14 protein-coding genes and 1 pseudogene are annotated in these 16,579 nt (G+C 49.8%); 8 read left to right on the top strand and 7 right to left on the bottom strand.

Going from position 1 to position 16,579, the window contains the following annotated elements; all coding sequences use genetic code 11:
* Positions 1-203 precede the first annotated feature (203 nt).
* Positions 204-1,244: a protein YgjJ gene (gene ygjJ, locus LVQ79_RS00140; protein ID WP_370639818.1), complete on the top strand. Its 1,041-nt coding sequence runs from the start codon at positions 204-206 to the stop codon at positions 1,242-1,244.
* A gap of 9 nt (positions 1,245-1,253) precedes the next feature.
* Entirely contained in the window at positions 1,254-3,623 is a 2,370-nt protein-coding gene (gene ygjK, locus LVQ79_RS00135) for an alpha-glucosidase (protein ID WP_255668677.1), read from the top strand.
* Between the two features lie 177 nt (positions 3,624-3,800).
* Here ygjK and LVQ79_RS00130 read toward each other — a convergent pair whose 3' ends face one another.
* A complete protein-coding gene (locus LVQ79_RS00130) occupies positions 3,801-4,052 on the bottom strand; it encodes a GlsB/YeaQ/YmgE family stress response membrane protein (RefSeq protein WP_034455252.1) in 252 nt (83 codons plus the stop codon).
* Between the two features lie 233 nt (positions 4,053-4,285).
* Here LVQ79_RS00130 and ycgR point away from each other — a divergent pair, with 233 nt between their 5' ends.
* A complete protein-coding gene (gene ycgR, locus LVQ79_RS00125) occupies positions 4,286-5,017 on the top strand; it encodes a flagellar brake protein YcgR (protein ID WP_232863436.1) in 732 nt (243 codons plus the stop codon).
* Positions 5,018-5,123: 106 nt separating this feature from the next.
* Here ycgR and emtA read toward each other — a convergent pair whose 3' ends face one another.
* A complete protein-coding gene (gene emtA, locus LVQ79_RS00120) occupies positions 5,124-5,732 on the bottom strand; it encodes a membrane-bound lytic murein transglycosylase EmtA (RefSeq protein WP_232863435.1) in 609 nt (202 codons plus the stop codon).
* Between the two features lie 134 nt (positions 5,733-5,866).
* Here emtA and ldcA point away from each other — a divergent pair, with 134 nt between their 5' ends.
* The gene (gene ldcA / locus LVQ79_RS00115) at positions 5,867-6,778 is read left to right on the top strand and encodes a muramoyltetrapeptide carboxypeptidase (RefSeq protein ID WP_232863434.1); all 912 of its coding nucleotides are present in this window, start codon (positions 5,867-5,869) and stop codon (positions 6,776-6,778) included.
* Between the two features lie 100 nt (positions 6,779-6,878).
* Positions 6,879-8,609 carry a potassium/proton antiporter gene (locus LVQ79_RS00110; protein ID WP_232863433.1) on the top strand — a complete coding sequence of 577 codons (1,731 nt, stop codon included), beginning with the start codon at positions 6,879-6,881 and terminating at the stop codon, positions 8,607-8,609.
* Here the strand turns inward: LVQ79_RS00110 and LVQ79_RS22630 are convergent.
* The 3 genes and pseudogenes from LVQ79_RS22630 to LVQ79_RS00100 form a co-directional block, all read right to left on the bottom strand.
* A pseudogene (locus LVQ79_RS22630) lies at positions 8,544-8,729 on the bottom strand (hypothetical protein); the annotation flags it as partial. The gene LVQ79_RS00110 and the pseudogene LVQ79_RS22630 sit on opposite strands and share 66 nt — an antisense overlap.
* Entirely contained in the window at positions 8,687-9,760 is a 1,074-nt protein-coding gene (dadX, locus tag LVQ79_RS00105; RefSeq protein WP_232863432.1) for a catabolic alanine racemase DadX, read from the bottom strand. The pseudogene LVQ79_RS22630 and the gene dadX, both read right to left, overlap by 43 nt.
* 20 nt (positions 9,761-9,780) lie before the next feature.
* Positions 9,781-11,079 (bottom strand): D-amino acid dehydrogenase, encoded by a 1,299-nt coding sequence (locus tag LVQ79_RS00100; protein WP_232863431.1) that lies wholly within the window; start codon positions 11,077-11,079, stop codon positions 9,781-9,783.
* A gap of 326 nt (positions 11,080-11,405) precedes the next feature.
* Between LVQ79_RS00100 and LVQ79_RS00095 the strand changes: the two genes are divergently transcribed.
* Positions 11,406-12,941 (top strand): SpoVR family protein, encoded by a 1,536-nt coding sequence (locus LVQ79_RS00095; RefSeq protein ID WP_064546553.1) that lies wholly within the window; start codon positions 11,406-11,408, stop codon positions 12,939-12,941.
* Positions 12,942-13,005: 64 nt separating this feature from the next.
* Here the strand turns inward: LVQ79_RS00095 and fadR are convergent, their stop codons facing one another.
* Positions 13,006-13,725, bottom strand: a complete 720-nt coding sequence (gene fadR / locus LVQ79_RS00090; RefSeq protein ID WP_232863430.1) for a fatty acid metabolism transcriptional regulator FadR — start codon at positions 13,723-13,725, stop codon at positions 13,006-13,008.
* Between the two features lie 298 nt (positions 13,726-14,023).
* Between fadR and nhaB the strand changes: the two genes are divergently transcribed.
* Both nhaB and dsbB read left to right on the top strand, forming a co-directional pair.
* The gene (gene nhaB / locus LVQ79_RS00085) at positions 14,024-15,589 is read left to right on the top strand and encodes a Na(+)/H(+) antiporter NhaB (protein WP_232863429.1); all 1,566 of its coding nucleotides are present in this window, start codon (positions 14,024-14,026) and stop codon (positions 15,587-15,589) included.
* A gap of 144 nt (positions 15,590-15,733) precedes the next feature.
* Positions 15,734-16,264, top strand: a complete 531-nt coding sequence (gene dsbB, locus LVQ79_RS00080; RefSeq protein WP_232863428.1) for a disulfide bond formation protein DsbB — start codon at positions 15,734-15,736, stop codon at positions 16,262-16,264.
* A gap of 48 nt (positions 16,265-16,312) precedes the next feature.
* On the opposite strand, the gene LVQ79_RS00075 is transcribed toward dsbB, so the two are convergent.
* Entirely contained in the window at positions 16,313-16,549 is a 237-nt protein-coding gene (locus LVQ79_RS00075; RefSeq protein WP_151994539.1) for a putative hemolysin, read from the bottom strand.
* Positions 16,550-16,579 lie beyond the last annotated feature (30 nt).

The following is a 16,579-nucleotide window of genomic DNA, read 5'->3' as shown; positions in this document are numbered from 1 at the left end:
ATAATCAAGAGGTGAAAACAATAGCTTAATGGCATTGCGACTACGTGTATAGCCCTACTCGCATTGTGATCCACTTATCGCTTTACCGATTTAAGTATATATTTTAGTAAATATTTAACTAGTATGAATGGCATTCCACGGATCGATAACCGCAATAACAACAAGGAATGGATTACATGGTTAAGATTTTCTCTATGGTAACGCTGCTATTACTGTTCTCACCCGCAGGGGCATTGCTGGCAGCGGAAAGCGTTGTTCCGGCAGAACGCCAGACTCCGCAACCACCTTCGCTTACAGCAGATACAAGTAACACCGCCTTTCGTTTTTATGGCGAGATGGGCCTGGGTGGCAGCGTTTACCTAAATGGCGACGACAAGCATAAATACAGCGACGGGACTTATATCGAAGGTGGTCTTGAGGTCAAACACGGTAACTGGTTTGGTCTGCTATATGGGGAAGGCTGGACGGTTCAGGCAGACAATAATGGTAATGCCTGGGTGCCGGATCACAGTTGGGGCGGTTTCGAAGGTGGAATTAACCGTTTTTATGGTGGCTATCGTACTGATAAAGGCACCGAGTTTATTTTAAGTGCCCGTAACGATTCATCGCTGGATGATTTGCAATGGTGGGGAGATTTCACACCGGAGTATGGCTATGTCATCCCCAACACGCGTGATTTAACCTACGCCGCTAAGATACAAAACCTGACAGGGAAGCTGCGTTACAGTGTCACAGCAGCTCCAGAGAGCCGTGTCGACGAGAGCAAAGCGTGGTTGCACTTCGGTAAATATGACCGCTATTCAGATAAATATACCTATCAGGCGATGATCAACGGCTACCTCCAGTACGACATTCTTGATGATTTAACCATGCTGAGCGGGTTGGAAATGACCGACGGCACCGGGCAGATGTATCTGCTGGGTTTACAGGGTAAACACCTCGCAGGACGAGTCTGGCACCATACCGGTAAGGGCGATGGTTATAACCCTGGTAGTGAGAGCGGGATGATGATCAGCGGCATGGTTGAGCCTGCCAAAGGTTTTTATCTTTCTACCGCATACAGTTACGCAAAACATGAACTGGATAATGAGGAGGATCAAACAACCTCTTATGCACAGTTTGGTATCTGGTATGAGTATTTTGGCGGGAAGTTCGCCACCGCGTTGGACAGCCGTTTTTATCTTGATAACGACACCACCGAGGCCAGCAATTCGGTCTTCGTGATGCAATATTTCTACTGGTAAGGATACTTCATGAAAACAATTTTCCGTCTTGCCCCGCTCGCGATGCTGCTTGTGCTCGCGGGTTGCCATTCAACAAAGCACGACACCTCCACATTAAAGGCCAATGATTTCCAGAACGTTATCGATCGCACCGGCGCGCCACAGGCGATGCTTGATTACGATTTCGACGAACATCAACGATTTAATCCGCTTTTTGATGATGGTGCCTGGCACGGGCACTTGCTGCCAGCAAGTAGCGAAGGGATGGGTGGTTTCCCAGGCCCAGCTTTGCTGACCGAAGAGTACATCAACTTTATGGCGAATAATTTCGACCGTCTGAGTGTGTACCAGAACGGCAAGAAAATCGCATTTACAATGAAGGCATACAGCATTCCAGGGGCGTTGATACAGACACTTACCTCCCCTGGTGTCACAGTGAAAATGACGCTGCGCTTTGTAACATCACGCACTTCCTTGCTGGAAACAGAAATCACTACCGATGCGCCGCTGGAGCTGGTTTGGGATGGCGAGTTACTGGAGAAGTATCATCTTCAGGAGCAAAAACCTCAGTCTGATGAAACCATTGAGCAGGCGTTCCCGGGCTACACCCGCACGCTACATGCCACATCAGATGGTCTGAATGTCACTTTTGGCAAAGTGCGTGCCGATTCAAACCTGATGACCTCTGGTCAATCACAGTACCAAATCCATAAAACGCTGCCGATGCGCACCCAAATTGACGGTCACCGCTTTATTGCAAAAGCCAACATTGAAGGCTCGACCACCCTCTACACCACTTATTCTCATTTGTTGACGGCTGCTGAAGTACAAAAAGAACAAAGTAAAATCACCGATATTCTCAAGCATCCCCAACCCTACCAGACAGCATCCGAGCAGCGTTGGGAAGGTTATTTGAAATCAGGGCTAAAAAACCCTGCCGCGACGGCGTCACAAACCCGTGTGGCAGTAAAAGCTATCGAAACGCTGAATGGAAACTGGCGTGGCGTGGCAGGTGCGATGAAATTTGACTCCGTAACACCCTCTGTAACTGGACGCTGGTTTTCCGGTAACCAGACCTGGCCGTGGGATACCTGGAAGCAGGCTTACGCTATGGCACATTTCAATCCTGACGTGGCAAAAGATAACATCCGCGCAGTCTTCGCCTGGCAGATTCCAACCGATGACCCGTTACGCCCATGGGATGCGGGCTTTGTTCCAGATTTGATTGCCTATAACACAAGCCCTGAGCGTGGCGGTGATGGCAGCAACTGGAATGAACGCAATACCAAGCCAAGCCTTGCCGCATGGTCTGTGATGGAAGTCTACAAAACCACGGGGGATAAAACCTGGCTTGAGGAAATGTATCCGCATCTGGTGGCTTATCATGACTGGTGGTTACGTAACCGTGACCACAACAGAAATGGTGTACCTGAGTATGGTGCCACTCGTGACAAAGCCCATAACACCGCAAAGGGTGAAATGATCTTTACCGTCAAACGCGGCAATAAAGAACAGAAGATGGTGGGGCTTGCGAACTACAACCGGGTTTTGCGTAGCGGGAAATATGACAGCATTGATATTCCGGCTCAGGTTGCCGCTTCGTGGGAGTCCGGGCGTGATGATGCTGCCGTGTTTGGCTTTATCGGCCCTGACCAGCTGCAACGTTATCTTGATAAAGGCGGCAAACGCGAAGACTGGCAGGTGCTGTTTGCTGAAAACCGCGACTCAAATGGGCGCCTTGTCGGTTTTTCACTTTTGCAGGAGTCAGTTGACCAGGCCAGTTATATGTTCAGCGACAGCAGCTACCTGGCTGAGATGGCGAAAATTCTCGGCAAACCGCAAGATGAACAACGCTTTAGCCAGCACGCTAAGAAACTGGCCAGCTATATCAACACCTGTATGTTTGACGATGCCACCGGCTTCTATTACGACATTCGGATTGAAGATAAACCTTTAGCCAATGGCTGTGCCGGCAAACCAATCGTGGCGCGGGGCAAGGGACCGGAAGGATGGTCACCGTTATTTAATGGTGCCGCCACTCAATCCCATGCTGATGCCGTCGTGAAGGTCATGAAAGATCCAAAAGAGTTTAATACTTACGTGCCATTAGGGACTGCAGCACTGACGAATCCGGCATTTGGTGCTGATATTTATTGGCGTGGACGAGTGTGGGTGGATCAATTCTACTTCGGGTTAAAAGGAATGGAGCGGTACGGTTATCGTGCCGATGCCGTGGAGATGGCTAATCGTTTCTTTGCCCACGCCAATGGCCTAATGAGCGATGGTCCAATTCGCGAGAACTATAATCCGCTCAATGGCGCGCAACAGGGGGCACCGAATTTCTCCTGGAGCGCCGCGCATCTCTACATGTTGTACAACGATTTCTTCACGCAAAAGTAGTAAACGTAAAACGGCCCCAAATGGGGCCGTTACAGAATAGGTAAAGACCTATGCTCTAAATAATTGGAGTTGCATCAAGGCGGCAAACTCAGGAATCCCCAGGAGCTTACTCGAGTAAGTGACTGGGGTGAGTGAGTGCAGCCAACGCCGAGGCGACTTCAAGTATGACGAGGATAGTTACCGGCGAACCATGCGATAAATAACCAAAACAATAATCGCACCTGCTACTGCGACAAGGAAACTTGGCAAGTTAAAGCCCGTAACGCTGCCGCCGATATGAAGAAATGTTGCAATCCATCCACCAACGACAGCACCAATAATCCCTAAAATACAGGTCACGATAAAACCGCCGCCGTCTTTACCAGGCATAATTAGTTTTGCGATAACACCAGCTATCAAACCGAAAATAATCCAGGCCAGAATACCCATGTTGAACATCCTCTTCATTATTGTGTGTGGTAACAAGCCAGAACCCACATCAGTTTCGCCGCGGGTTTTGTCTGTCGGTACGCTAAGTATAATCAAATGTTAGGAAAATGTGACTGGCATCACTAAGTTATTGAATTTATCCGCATAGCGCCTTGAGATTTATCTTAAGTTTTTTACATTATTGCCGATAAGATTGCTTACCGCTTTCAAAAAACCACAACATGGACCTGGCCTTGAGTAACTATAACGAGCAGTTTCTGAAACAAAGTCCTCTGGCAGTATTAGGCGTGTTACGTGATCTCCATAAAAACCAAGTACCGGTTCGTCTGAGTTGGCCATCGGGGCAATTTATCAGCAAAATCCTTGAGGTTACGGCGACTGGTTTGATAGTGGATTTTGGAAGCCAGGGGCATGAAAATCAGGCGGCGCAAAAAGCGACCAACATACAGTTCATCGCTGAGACGGAAGGAGCAAAGGTAGAATTTATAATGCCTAAGATGCAGGTGATAAGTTACCTGAACTTACCGGCATTCCACGCCCCGCTACCTCCCGCTTTGTGGTTTGTACAGCGTCGGGAATACTTTCGTATCAGTGCCCCACTTCAGCCCTATTACCTCTGCAATACCACGCTCTCTAATGGCTCACCTTTCCAGTTCAGGCTATGTGATTTGTCATTAGGGGGAATGGGCGCACTGCTTGACGGGCCTCTGCCAGAAGGGTTGAGCGCAGGAATGCGTTTCTCACAGGTGGAAATAGATTTAGTGCAGTGGGGTAAATTTCACTTTGATATGCAGTTGATAACGCTTTCGGAACGAAAAGTCATCGACGGTAAAAATCAGACTATCAGCACCCCTCGCCTGAGTTTCCGCTTCCTGAATGTAAACCCGGCCGTTGAGCGCGAACTACAGCGCATTATCTTCTCGCTGGAACGATCGGCGCGTGAAAAAACAGAACGAGTGAAGTAAACAGTTTAAGACAGACACTAAAGAATGCGATTTGCATAAAGGCGACAAGGCCGCACGTCCCAGACGCATAGAAAACGATGCGACTGGGACGTGCGGCTGGGCTCTGTTACATAGCGTTTAAAGCACGCGACACCTTATACAGATAGCGCGGAGCCTGAGGTGCCGGGTGATTCTTCGCGATATAATCGTAAAACTCGTCAGGGCTCAGGTCGTTAATCTCGTTAATGGCCTTTTTGCGATCCGATGAGAAGGTTCTGAGCAAAGCTCCTGCACCATTGGCATAAGAAGCCAGCAACGCATATTGCATAGTTTGCGGATCTTCAATACCAGCCAGAGTGCCATGTTCCAGGATACTTAAATAAGCCGTGCCAATCGAAATATTACGCGCCGGATCTTTGAGCTCGCTGGTTGACGGCTCGCCGCCCCATCCCAGATGGCGATACACATCACGCCCAGCTGTTGAGGCTTTAATCTGCATCAAACCAACCGCGTTAGACTTACTGACAAGCGTAGGATTACCGCCTGATTCCACAGCAATAATCGCCGTTACCACTCGTGGGCTTACTCCCCACTCTTTTGCCGCCTGATCGGTTATTGGCATCCAGGTTAATGCACGTTGTACCGGTTTTGTAGGGTCCCACTCGGGCTGTTTGGTGGTATGGCTTGAACAACCTGCTAAAAACAAAACCAATACAATGAGCCATCTGATATTCACGCATCTATCCTTATAAAATTACCCGGAATATTGAAATTTGTGGGGTAAACAACATTGATTCATCGCCGCCTGGCGGATGACAACCACCTTTGATAACGGCATGATAACCAATTCACTTTCAGCAAGGAAATGCCATGTCCACGATTCGTTTGATTGCCCCTTCAGGTTTCTGTGTTAATCAGGCTGCTGCTGCGCGCGGTATCGAACGCCTGAAAGCCGCGGGCCATCGAGTGGAAAACCAATCCGTCGTGACCCGGCGCTTTCAGCGTTTCGCCGGAACTGACGACCAACGACTTGCTGACATTCAGAATTTATCCGCACTCCCGAAGGAATGCGATATCGTTCTGGCGGTGCGCGGTGGTTATGGTGCATCCCGTTTGCTTGAAAATATAGACTATTCAAGCTTGGGGCACGCGTTCCACGAACGTACACCGATTATTTGCGGGCATAGCGATTTCACGGCAATCCAACTCGCGCTGCTTTCGCAGACCGGGACGATAACGTTTAGTGGCCCGATGCTCGCGGGTAATTTTGGTGCAGAAGAGTTAAATAGCTATACCTGGCAGCATTTCTGGCAGGCGATTACTGAGCCGCAGTTTACCCTCACCTGGCAAAGCCCAACGCCTGCATGTTCGGTAAGCGGGACGCTGTGGGGTGGCAACCTCGCGATGCTGGTTTCAATGCTGGGGTCGCCGTGGCTCAACGTGATTGATGGTGGCATTTTAGTGGTCGAGGATATTAACGAGCATCCTTTCCGCGTGGAGCGCCTGTTATTGCAACTCCACCACGCCGGAATTTTAGCGCGTCAGAAGGCCCTGATTCTCGGTAGTTTCAACGGGGCAACGTTAAGTGACTACGACGGCGGTTATGATTTCGATGAAATGTGTCGCATGTTAGAGCAGCGGTTATCCATTCCCGTGCTGCGCGGTTTACCGTTTGGTCATGAACCAGAAACCGTCACTCTGCCATTGGGAGCTTTTGGTGAACTACAGCATGACGGGCAAACCGCCAGCCTCACCGTAAGTGGCCATCCGGTAATCAGGTAAAAAAAGTCGTTTCAGCCCCTCAGATAGCACGATGAATCAATAGTTTCCGTGTTAATATTTTCCACACGAATAGATACAGGCGCAAAGGAGAAAGATAATTTTGGACGCAGGGGCAATAGTCAGTCTGTTTATTTTAGGTTCCGTACTGGTAACTTGTAGCATCTTATTGAGTTCCTTTTCCTCGCGTCTTGGTATCCCCATTCTGGTTATCTTCCTCGCTATTGGTATGTTGGCGGGGATCGATGGTATTGGCGGAATTCCGTTTGATAATTATCCTTTCGCTTATTTAATCAGTAACCTGGCGCTGGCGGTGATTCTGCTTGATGGCGGCATGCGCACCCAGGCAAGCTCCTTTCGCGTAGCCCTTGGCCCCGCGCTATCACTTGCCACAGTTGGGGTACTTATCACCTCAGGCTTGACTGGCATGGCTGCAGCCTGGCTGTTTAATCTCAATTTAATTGAAGGCTTGTTGATTGGTGCCATCGTCGGCTCAACAGATGCGGCAGCCGTGTTCTCGCTGCTCGGCGGCAAAGGGCTGAACGAACGTGTCGGCGCAACGCTCGAAATTGAGTCCGGCAGTAACGACCCAATGGCGGTGTTTTTAACCATCACGCTTATCGAGATGATTCAGCATGGGCAAACCGGCCTGAGCTGGATGTTCCTGGTGGATATTATTCAGCAGTTTGGTCTGGGCATTGTGCTTGGCCTTGGCGGCGGTTATTTGCTGTTGCAAATGATTAACCGTATTACCCTGCCGCAGGGCTTGTATCCGCTGCTCGCATTAAGCGGTGGGATTATGGTGTTTGGAATCACCACCGCATTAAACGGCAGCGGTATTCTGGCGGTCTATTTGTGTGGTTTCGTGCTCGGCAACCGCCCTATCCGCAGCCGCTTTGGCATCTTGCAAAACTTTGATGGACTGGCGTGGTTTGCGCAAATTGGCATGTTCCTGGTGCTGGGCTTGCTGGTCAATCCAACCGATCTGTTGCCGATTGCCATTCCGGCACTGCTGCTGTCTGTCTGGATGATTTTCTTTGCTCGTCCATTGTCTGTGTTCCTCGGCTTGTTGCCGTTCCGTGGATTTAACCTGCGCGAGCGTGTGTTTATCAGTTGGGTCGGCCTGCGTGGTGCGGTGCCAATCATCCTTGCTGTATTCCCGATGATGGCGGGCCTTGAAAATGCGCGCCTGTTCTTTAATGTCGCCTTCTTCGTGGTTCTCGTGTCACTGTTATTACAAGGCACGTCGCTCGGTTGGGCGGCGAAAAAAGCCAAAGTTGTGGTTCCGCCTGTCGGCTGGCCTGTATCCCGTGTTGGCCTGGATATTCATCCGGAAAACCCTTGGGAGCAGTTCGTTTATCAGCTTAGCGAAGACAAATGGTGCATCGGTGCCTCTTTGCGGGATCTGAAAATGCCGAAAGACACACGAATTGCCGCCTTGTTCCGTGACAATGTTCTGCTGCAACCAGGCGACCGCACGCGTTTGCAAGTGGGTGATGTGCTATGTGTTATTGGACGTGAGCGCGACTTACCGGCTCTGGGTAAAATGTTTAGCCAGTCGCCGCCTGTCGCGCTCGACCAACGCTTCTTTGGTGATTTTATTCTCGAAGCCAGCGCCCAGTTTGGCGATGTCGCGACCATTTACGGCCTTGAACTTGATGATAACGTCAATACTCAACAAACATTGGGTGAGTTTGTGGTGGGCATGTTAGGCGGCGCGCCGGTGGTGGGTGACCAGGTGGAGTTCGCGGGTATGATATGGACAGTGGCCGAGAAAGAAGATAACCAGGTGCGTAAGATTGGTGTGCGCGTCGAGAGTGAAGAGACTGAGTAATAAAACAATATGGCGGGTAAGGTAACTTACCCGCCATACCAATACCGATGTGCAAAAGAGCGTTAATGCAACAATAGTCAGGATGTTGTAACTACAGGCACGCGTGGTGCCAGAGCGCACATTAATTCGTACCCCACCGTTCCCGCGGCATGAGCCACATCATCAATTTTCACCGTGTTGCCCCACAGTTCGACCGGACTACCAATCCCGGCATTCGGGCAAGGCGTGAGATCTACGGTCAACATATCCATGGAAATGGCACCGACAGTGTGAGTCAGCACGCCGTCAACGCGCACTGGCGTGCCCGTCGGCGCGATACGCGGATAACCATCGGCATAACCACAGGCCACTACACCAATGCGCTGTTCACCGCTTGCCCGATAACGGCTGCCATAACCCACGGTATCACCCGGTTTAAGGTTCTGAACGCCAATAATTTCACTTTGTAGACTCATGACCGGTTGCAAGCCGCTGGTGGCAACATCACACCACTGCCCGCTCGGCGATGCGCCATACAAGATGATCCCTGGACGCACCCAGTCGAAATGCGCTTCCGGGTGCCACAGCGTTGCCGCCGAATTGGAGAGCGAGCGCGGGCAATCTAAACCTTCAGCCGCCTGCACTACCCGCTTCATTGGTTCAACAATGCCATCAGGTTGTTCTGCATCAGCAAAGTGTGCCATCAACGTAAGTTGACCGACGTTTGGGATAACACGCAGTTGCTGCCAGATAGAATGCACGCGGTCAGGGCTGAACCCGAGGCGGTTCATTCCGCTATTCATCTTCAGGTAAACATCCAGCGGTGCATTGAGTTTGGCATTAGCTAAAGCTTTTACCTGCCAGTTACTGTGCAGGCTGGTGGTCAAACGATACTGGTCAAATAGCGGCAATTCGTCGGCATGGAAGAACCCTTCCAGCATCAAAATCGGTCCTTTCCAACCTAGCTCACGCAGCAGGATTGCCTCTTCAACATTAAGCATCGCGAAACCATCGGTTTCCCTTAACGACGACCAGATACGCTCAATTCCATGACCGTACGCATTCGCTTTAACCACCGACCAGACACGCGAATGAGGAGCTGCCTGGCGAACAACATTTAAATTGTTACGTAGCGCGCTGAGATTCAGCGTCGCAACAACAGGACGGGGCATTGTCCTCTCCTTGTTTAAATTTAATTATGAGCGTTATGCAAACGCTGCGAGCCCGTCGGGCTAAAACCTGGGGAGTAACGCGCAACCGCGAGATCGTCAAATGGAATGGCGGGCGTTGTTCCTGAAATTAAATCGCTGAGCATCTGACCGGAGCCGCAGGCCATCGTCCAGCCTAACGTCCCGTGCCCGGTGTTAAGCCAAAGATTTTTGAACGGTGTACGCCCAACAATTGGTGTACCGTCTGGCGTCATCGGGCGCAGACCCGTCCAGAACGTAGCTTGCTCAACATGCCCTCCACGCGGGTACAAATCACGAACCACCATTTCCAGGGTTTCGCGGCGCGGTTGTAGCAATTCCGTATTAAAGCCGACAATTTCTGCCATTCCGCCAACGCGAATACGCTTGTCAAAACGCGTGATAGCAATTTTGTATGTCTCATCGAGAATAGTCGAAACAGGTGCGCCTTGCTCATCAGCAATGGGGATAGTCAGCGAATAACCTTTGAGTGGATAGACAGGAATATCAACGATATTTTTCAATAGGCCGGTGGAGTATGACCCGAAAGCAACGACGTAAGCATCGGCCTTCACGACCTCTTTGCCGCACTGCACGCCGTAAATACTTTGGCCTTCGTACAACAGACGATCAACCGAAGTATTGAAACGGAACTCAACACCGGCCTCTGCCGCCATCTGAGCCAGGTTTTGCGTAAATAGCTGGCAGTCGCCAGTTTCATCATTCGGTAAGCGCAAGCCGCCTGTGAGCTTATGAGCTACATCAGCTAGCGCGGGTTCAACTTCGGCTAAACGGCTTGCCTCAAGCAATTGATATGGCACGCCAGCATCTTCGAGTACTGCAATATCTTTGGCAGCATTTTCATACTGCTGAGCGGTACGGAACAGTTGCAGCGTGCCGCCCTGCCGTCCTTCGTATTGAATATTGGTGGTATGTCGCAACTCTTTCAGACAATCACGGCTGTATTCCGCGAGGCGCACCATACGGCCTTTGTTTTCCATGTAATGACGCATGTCGCAGTTGCGCAGCATTTGCAGCATCCACTTGAGCTGGAATTGCGTACCGTCGATGCTTATCGCCAGCGGCGCATGGCGTTGGAACATCCATTTAATCGCTTTAAGTGGCACACCTGGGGCCGCCCACGGAGCGGCATAGCCCGGTGAAATTTGCCCGGCATTCGCCGCACTGGTTTCCATTGCCGGCCCCGCTTCCCTGTCGATAACCGTGACATCATGCCCAGCCTGGCGTAAATACCAGGCACTGCTGACTCCGACTACGCCACTTCCCAGCACCACAACTCGCATACCGATTCCACCATTTAGCTAAAAGAATAATCTTCTGATTACAAATTGATAACTCAGTTGAAAATGTTATTCAACATATGGCTTTGTTATAGTGACTTTCCTCACATCCTGCCCCGTTATCGCCGCATATCGATAATTAGAATCTCCTGCCTGGTAAAATATTTTCTACAAAATATTATGCTGCTTATTGAGTTAAGCGCGGGGCATTGAAATACGTTAATCGCGTCGAAAAAATTTTGCTTGCCGCTGCTAAGTTTCAGGAGTTGTCTATTCTTGAAAGTGAGGCTTTCCATCCAGAGAGAGCCGCCAACAATGAGGGCGCGCTGATGGCTATTGTTACTGATTCCGCCACAAAGGATTCTAAACGTCTAAGTGATGGACCTGACTGGACGTTCGAGCTGCTTGATGTCTACCTCGCCGAGATAGATCGTGTTGCCAAACTCTATCGGCTGGAGACTTATCCTCATCAAATTGAAGTGATTACCTCCGAACAAATGATGGATGCCTATTCGAGCGTTGGGATGCCGATTAACTATCCGCACTGGTCGTTTGGTAAGAAATTCATTGAAACGGAGCGGCTATACAAACATGGGCAACAGGGGTTGGCCTACGAGATAGTGATCAACTCCAACCCGTGCATCGCCTATCTGATGGAAGAAAACACCATTACGATGCAGGCGCTGGTGATCGCCCATGCCTGTTATGGGCATAACTCATTCTTCAAAAACAACTATCTGTTCCGCAGTTGGACCGATGCCAGCTCGATTATCGATTACCTGATTTTCGCCCGTAAATACATTACCGAATGCGAAGAGCGTTATGGCGTGGACGAAGTGGAGCGCCTGCTCGACTCCTGCCATGCGCTGATGAACTATGGCGTTGACCGTTATAAACGCCCACAAAAAATTTCGTTGCAGGAAGAGACTGCGCGGCAGAAAAGCCGTGAGGAGTACTTGCAAAGCCAGGTGAACACATTGTGGCGTACCCTACCACGCCGTGAAGAAGAAAAAACGGTTGCCGAAGCGCGTCGTTACCCTTCAGAGCCACAAGAAAACCTGCTCTATTTTATGGAAAAGAATGCGCCGTTGTTGGAGTCCTGGCAGCGTGAGATTTTGCGCATTGTGCGTAAGGTTAGCCAGTACTTCTATCCACAAAAACAGACCCAGGTGATGAACGAAGGCTGGGCGACGTTCTGGCACTACACCATCCTTAACCATCTGTATGATGAAGGAAAAGTGACTGACCGCTTTATGCTGGAGTTCCTACATAGCCATACCAATGTGGTATTCCAGCCACCGTACAATAGCCCTTGGTACAGCGGCATCAACCCATATGCACTGGGTTTTGCCATGTTCCAGGACATCAAACGTATTTGCCAGTCGCCGACCGAAGAAGACCGCTACTGGTTCCCGGATATTGCGGGCAAAGACTGGCTGGAAACGCTGCATTTCGCGATGCGTGATTTCAAAGATGAAAGTTTTATCAGCCAATTCCTGTCGCCAAAACTGATGCGTGATTTTCGCCTGTTTACGGTGCTGGATGACGACCGCAATAACTATCTGGAAATTGCGGCGATTCACAATGAGGAGGGTTATCGCAAGATTCGTGCTGAGCTTTCTGCACAGTACAATCTCAGTAACCTTGAACCTAATATTCAGGTCTGGAACGTTGATTTACGCGGCGACCGCTCGCTGACGCTGCGCTATATCCCGCATAACCGTGCTCCGCTAGATAAAGGGCGTCGTGAGGTTCTCAAACATGTACATCGTTTGTGGGGCTTTGACGTAACGCTTGAACAGCAAAACGAAGATGGCAGCGTTGAGTTACTCGAACGTTGCCCACCGCGACTCAATAGTTTGTAAGCATAAAAAAACGCTTCCCGAAGGAAGCGTTTTTCATTTTACAGATGGTGATGACATGGCCAGATTAACGAGTGTGCATTGCCAAATCACCCGGTAGGTTTTTCTGCATCCGATGCCAGATTTCACCACTTTCACGCCCGTAGGTACGAACAGTATCAAATACCTGATCGTGCAAACCTTGTTGGCAAATTTCCGCCAGACGATGGTAGAAACCTAACGCCAGACTGCGCGCTTCAGGACTTGAGAAGTAGTGACGACCGATGCGGGTATACAATCCTTTCATTCCATTGAGGATCAGCCCGTAAATTGGGTTGCCGGAAGCAAAAGCCAGACCACGGAAAATGTTGTAATCAAGCTTAGCGAACGCATCAGCGTGATCTTCAACGCTGTTTGCGGTAGCCAACACTTCTTGCGCTTTATCCGGATGCTGGCGAACAGCAGTACGAATAAAGATGGTCGCAATGTTAGTTCGCACTGACAGCAGGTTATCAATCAACTGCGGCACGCTGTCATGATCGAGACGCGCCAGAGTTTCCAGAATGTTTAAACCGGAGGTTTCCCAGAAGTTATTCACTTTGGTCGGCTTGCCATGCTGAATCGTTAACCAGCCATCACGCGCCAGGCGCTGAAGCACCTCGCGCAATGTGGTACGGGTCACACCGATTAGCTCAGATAACTCACGCTCAGCAGGAAGAATTGTTCCCGGGGCAAAGCGGTTATTCCAGATACTTTCGATGATGTATTCTTCCGCGAAACCCGCCGGGCTCTGCGCCTTAATGACCATAGTATGCTTTCCATTACACAGGTTTTGCTAAAGAGACTCATCATACCAGATGCCATGCGGCGCAGGTAGCAGCGAGGGGCGCCAAATTTGGAATCATGGTTTAATTTTGCAGAGCATCGCACAACCAAAGAATATTCCTATACCTTGATTGATATCTTATGCGCAGGTAACCTGAAACAACTCAATTGACGCAACTTTATCTTTATCCGAAATATTTCTGTTTTAAGTTTTGGGGAGAAAGCATCACCTCGCCTGCACTTTGAGATATTACGGATAACTGGAGCATGAAAATTCTACGATGGAAATGTCTACGGGGCGTGCGCTTTTTCGCAACTTTTTAGGTCAGTCACCTAATTGGTATAAGCTGACTTTACTGACTTTCTTAGTCATAAATCCTTTAATATTCTGGTTCGTTAGTCCATTCGTTGCAGGCTGGATGTTGGTTGCCGAGTTTATATTCACTCTGGCAATGGCTCTGAAATGTTATCCGCTACTACCTGGCGGGTTGCTGGCTATTGAAGCCGTGTTCATTGGAATGACAACGCCAGACCATGTACGCGCAGAAATTGCATCAAATCTTGAAGTGTTGCTGCTACTGATATTTATGGTTGCGGGCATCTATTTCATGAAACAGCTCCTGCTGTTGGTGTTTACCAAACTCCTGCTCGGCATTCGCTCAAAGATTCTGCTCTCCCTCGCATTTTGTATCGCAGCCGCATTTTTATCGGCCTTCCTCGATGCTCTTACCGTGGTCGCTGTAGTCATCAGCGTGGCGGTTGGCTTCTATGACATCTACCACCGCGTCGCGTCGACTGGCGAACTTGAAGATGGTCTTCAGGATGACACCCAACTTGATTCCGACACTCGCAGCACACTCGAGCAATTCCGCGCTTTTCTACGTAGCCTGATGATGCATGCCGGTGTGGGCACCGCGCTGGGTGGTGTGATGACGATGGTCGGCGAGCCACAAAACCTGATTATTGCGAAAAATGCTGGCTGGCACTTTGGCGATTTCTTCCTGCGTATGGCTCCGGTGACCATTCCGGTTCTTATTTGCGGCTTACTCACCTGTGTATTGCTGGAGTCCACTAAAATACTCGGTTACGGTGAGAAACTGCCAGAAAAGGTACGTGGGATTTTGCAAGACTACGACACTAAAAGTGCGCAAAAACGCACCCGTCAGGATCGTGTAAAACTGATCGTTCAGGCACTGATTGGTATCTGGTTGGTGATTGCTCTGGCACTCCATTTAGCCGAAGTAGGGTTAATTGGCCTATCAGTGATTATTTTTGCCACCTCATTATGTGGTGTGACTGATGAGCACCAGATAGGCAAAGCCTTTACCGAAGCGCTGCCGTTTACCGCCCTGCTGACCGTGTTCTTTGCGGTAGTCGCCGTGATAATTGACCAGCATCTGTTTACACCTGTTATTCAGTTTGTATTGCAGGCCGAACCACATTCGCAACTGGCGCTGTTCTATTTATTTAACGGCATCCTTTCATCGATTTCCGATAACGTGTTTGTCGGCACCGTCTATATCAACGAAGCGAAAACTGCACTAACCAGCGGCATTATTGACCTCAAGCAGTTTGAGTTACTGGCAGTGGCGATTAACACCGGTACTAACTTGCCGTCAGTTGCTACACCAAATGGCCAGGCAGCCTTCTTATTCCTGCTCACATCCGCGCTGGCTCCGCTGATTCGTCTTTCTTATGGCCGTATGGTGCTGATGGCTCTACCGTATACGCTGGTATTGACCATCGTTGGATTATTAGGTGTTGAATTTAGCCTCGTACCCGCAACCGAATGGATGCTGCATGCTGGCTGGATTTCATCACCATTGATGAACGCCATACCGCATTAAGTTATTCTAACGGGCGGTATAGCGCCCGTTTACCTTATTTGTCTGAATAACATTCAATTAGCGTGTTATTTTGATGTGCGTACTGGCGCAGAAATCGAATTCGTTTACACTGCCGACTCAACGCATGCTGCAGGGATACTGATTATGTTGCGATATTTAAACCAATGCTCCCGTGGGCGCGGTGCCTGGCTTCTACTGGCATTAACAGCCTTTGCCCTGGAAATGGTGGCATTGTGGTTCCAGCACGTGATGATGCTGAAACCTTGTGTTATGTGTATTTACGAGCGTTGCGCACTGTTTGGCATTATGGGTGCAGGGATTGTCGGTGCCATTGCGCCAAAAACACCGCTGCGTTATGCCGGAATTGCGCTTTGGATCTACAGTGCAGGGAAAGGTCTGCAATTAGCGTGGGAACACACCATGCTTCAGCTTCACCCTTCCCCGTTTGTGACTTGTGACTTTGCCGCGCGTTTCCCAAGCTGGTTGCCGCTTGATAAGTGGTTACCGTCAGTGTTTGTGGCAACAGGTGACTGTTCAGTGCGCCAGTGGGAATTCCTCACGCTGGATATGGTGCAGTGGTTGGTGGGAATTTTTGCTATTTTCCTGGTAATTGCCGTGCTGGTATTGATTGCTCAGCCTTTCAAACCTAAACGCCGTGATCTGTTCGGTCGCTAATCTCATCTTGCAGAAATAAAAAAACCGCCTCGGCGGTTTTTTTTATTATTAGTGGTCGCGACGATAAAGCGTCCACTGATCTATTCGCTCGCCACTTGGCAATATGCAATCGCCACGCTCACCCAGATCGGTTTTCACCGTTCTCAATTCACCGCCTTTGTCTTTGCAGTAAACTGACGCCGGGTTCGGCATGCCGATAACCTGCGGCGGTTTAGGTGCCACGGGCTCAGGCGATGAACAGCCGCTGAGGATTATTGCCCCAATTAGTAATGTTATTTTTTTCATTATTCCTCCGTTATGGAGGCTGAATGTTAA

Source organism: Buttiauxella cochleicola (assembly GCF_021282405.1).
Classification (GTDB): domain Bacteria; phylum Pseudomonadota; class Gammaproteobacteria; order Enterobacterales; family Enterobacteriaceae; genus Buttiauxella; species Buttiauxella massiliensis.
Note: the sequence above shows the minus strand (reverse complement) of the source record. Positions and strands in the feature narration are given on the sequence as shown.

Coding starts and splice junctions, on each gene's coding strand:
- LVQ79_RS00095 (WP_064546553.1), top strand. CDS start 11,406: ATGGCTATTGTTACTGATTCCGCCACAAAGGATTCTAAACGTCTAAGT.
- LVQ79_RS00100 (WP_232863431.1), bottom strand. CDS start 11,079: ATGCGAGTTGTGGTGCTGGGAAGTGGCGTAGTCGGAGTCAGCAGTGCC.
- fadR (WP_232863430.1), bottom strand. CDS start 13,725: ATGGTCATTAAGGCGCAGAGCCCGGCGGGTTTCGCGGAAGAATACATC.
- dadX (WP_232863432.1), bottom strand. CDS start 9,760: ATGCCCCGTCCTGTTGTTGCGACGCTGAATCTCAGCGCGCTACGTAAC.
- LVQ79_RS00130 (WP_034455252.1), bottom strand. CDS start 4,052: ATGGGTATTCTGGCCTGGATTATTTTCGGTTTGATAGCTGGTGTTATC.
- ygjK (WP_255668677.1), top strand. CDS start 1,254: ATGAAAACAATTTTCCGTCTTGCCCCGCTCGCGATGCTGCTTGTGCTC.
- nhaB (WP_232863429.1), top strand. CDS start 14,024: ATGGAAATGTCTACGGGGCGTGCGCTTTTTCGCAACTTTTTAGGTCAG.
- dsbB (WP_232863428.1), top strand. CDS start 15,734: ATGTTGCGATATTTAAACCAATGCTCCCGTGGGCGCGGTGCCTGGCTT.
- ldcA (WP_232863434.1), top strand. CDS start 5,867: ATGTCCACGATTCGTTTGATTGCCCCTTCAGGTTTCTGTGTTAATCAG.
- LVQ79_RS00075 (WP_151994539.1), bottom strand. CDS start 16,549: ATGAAAAAAATAACATTACTAATTGGGGCAATAATCCTCAGCGGCTGT.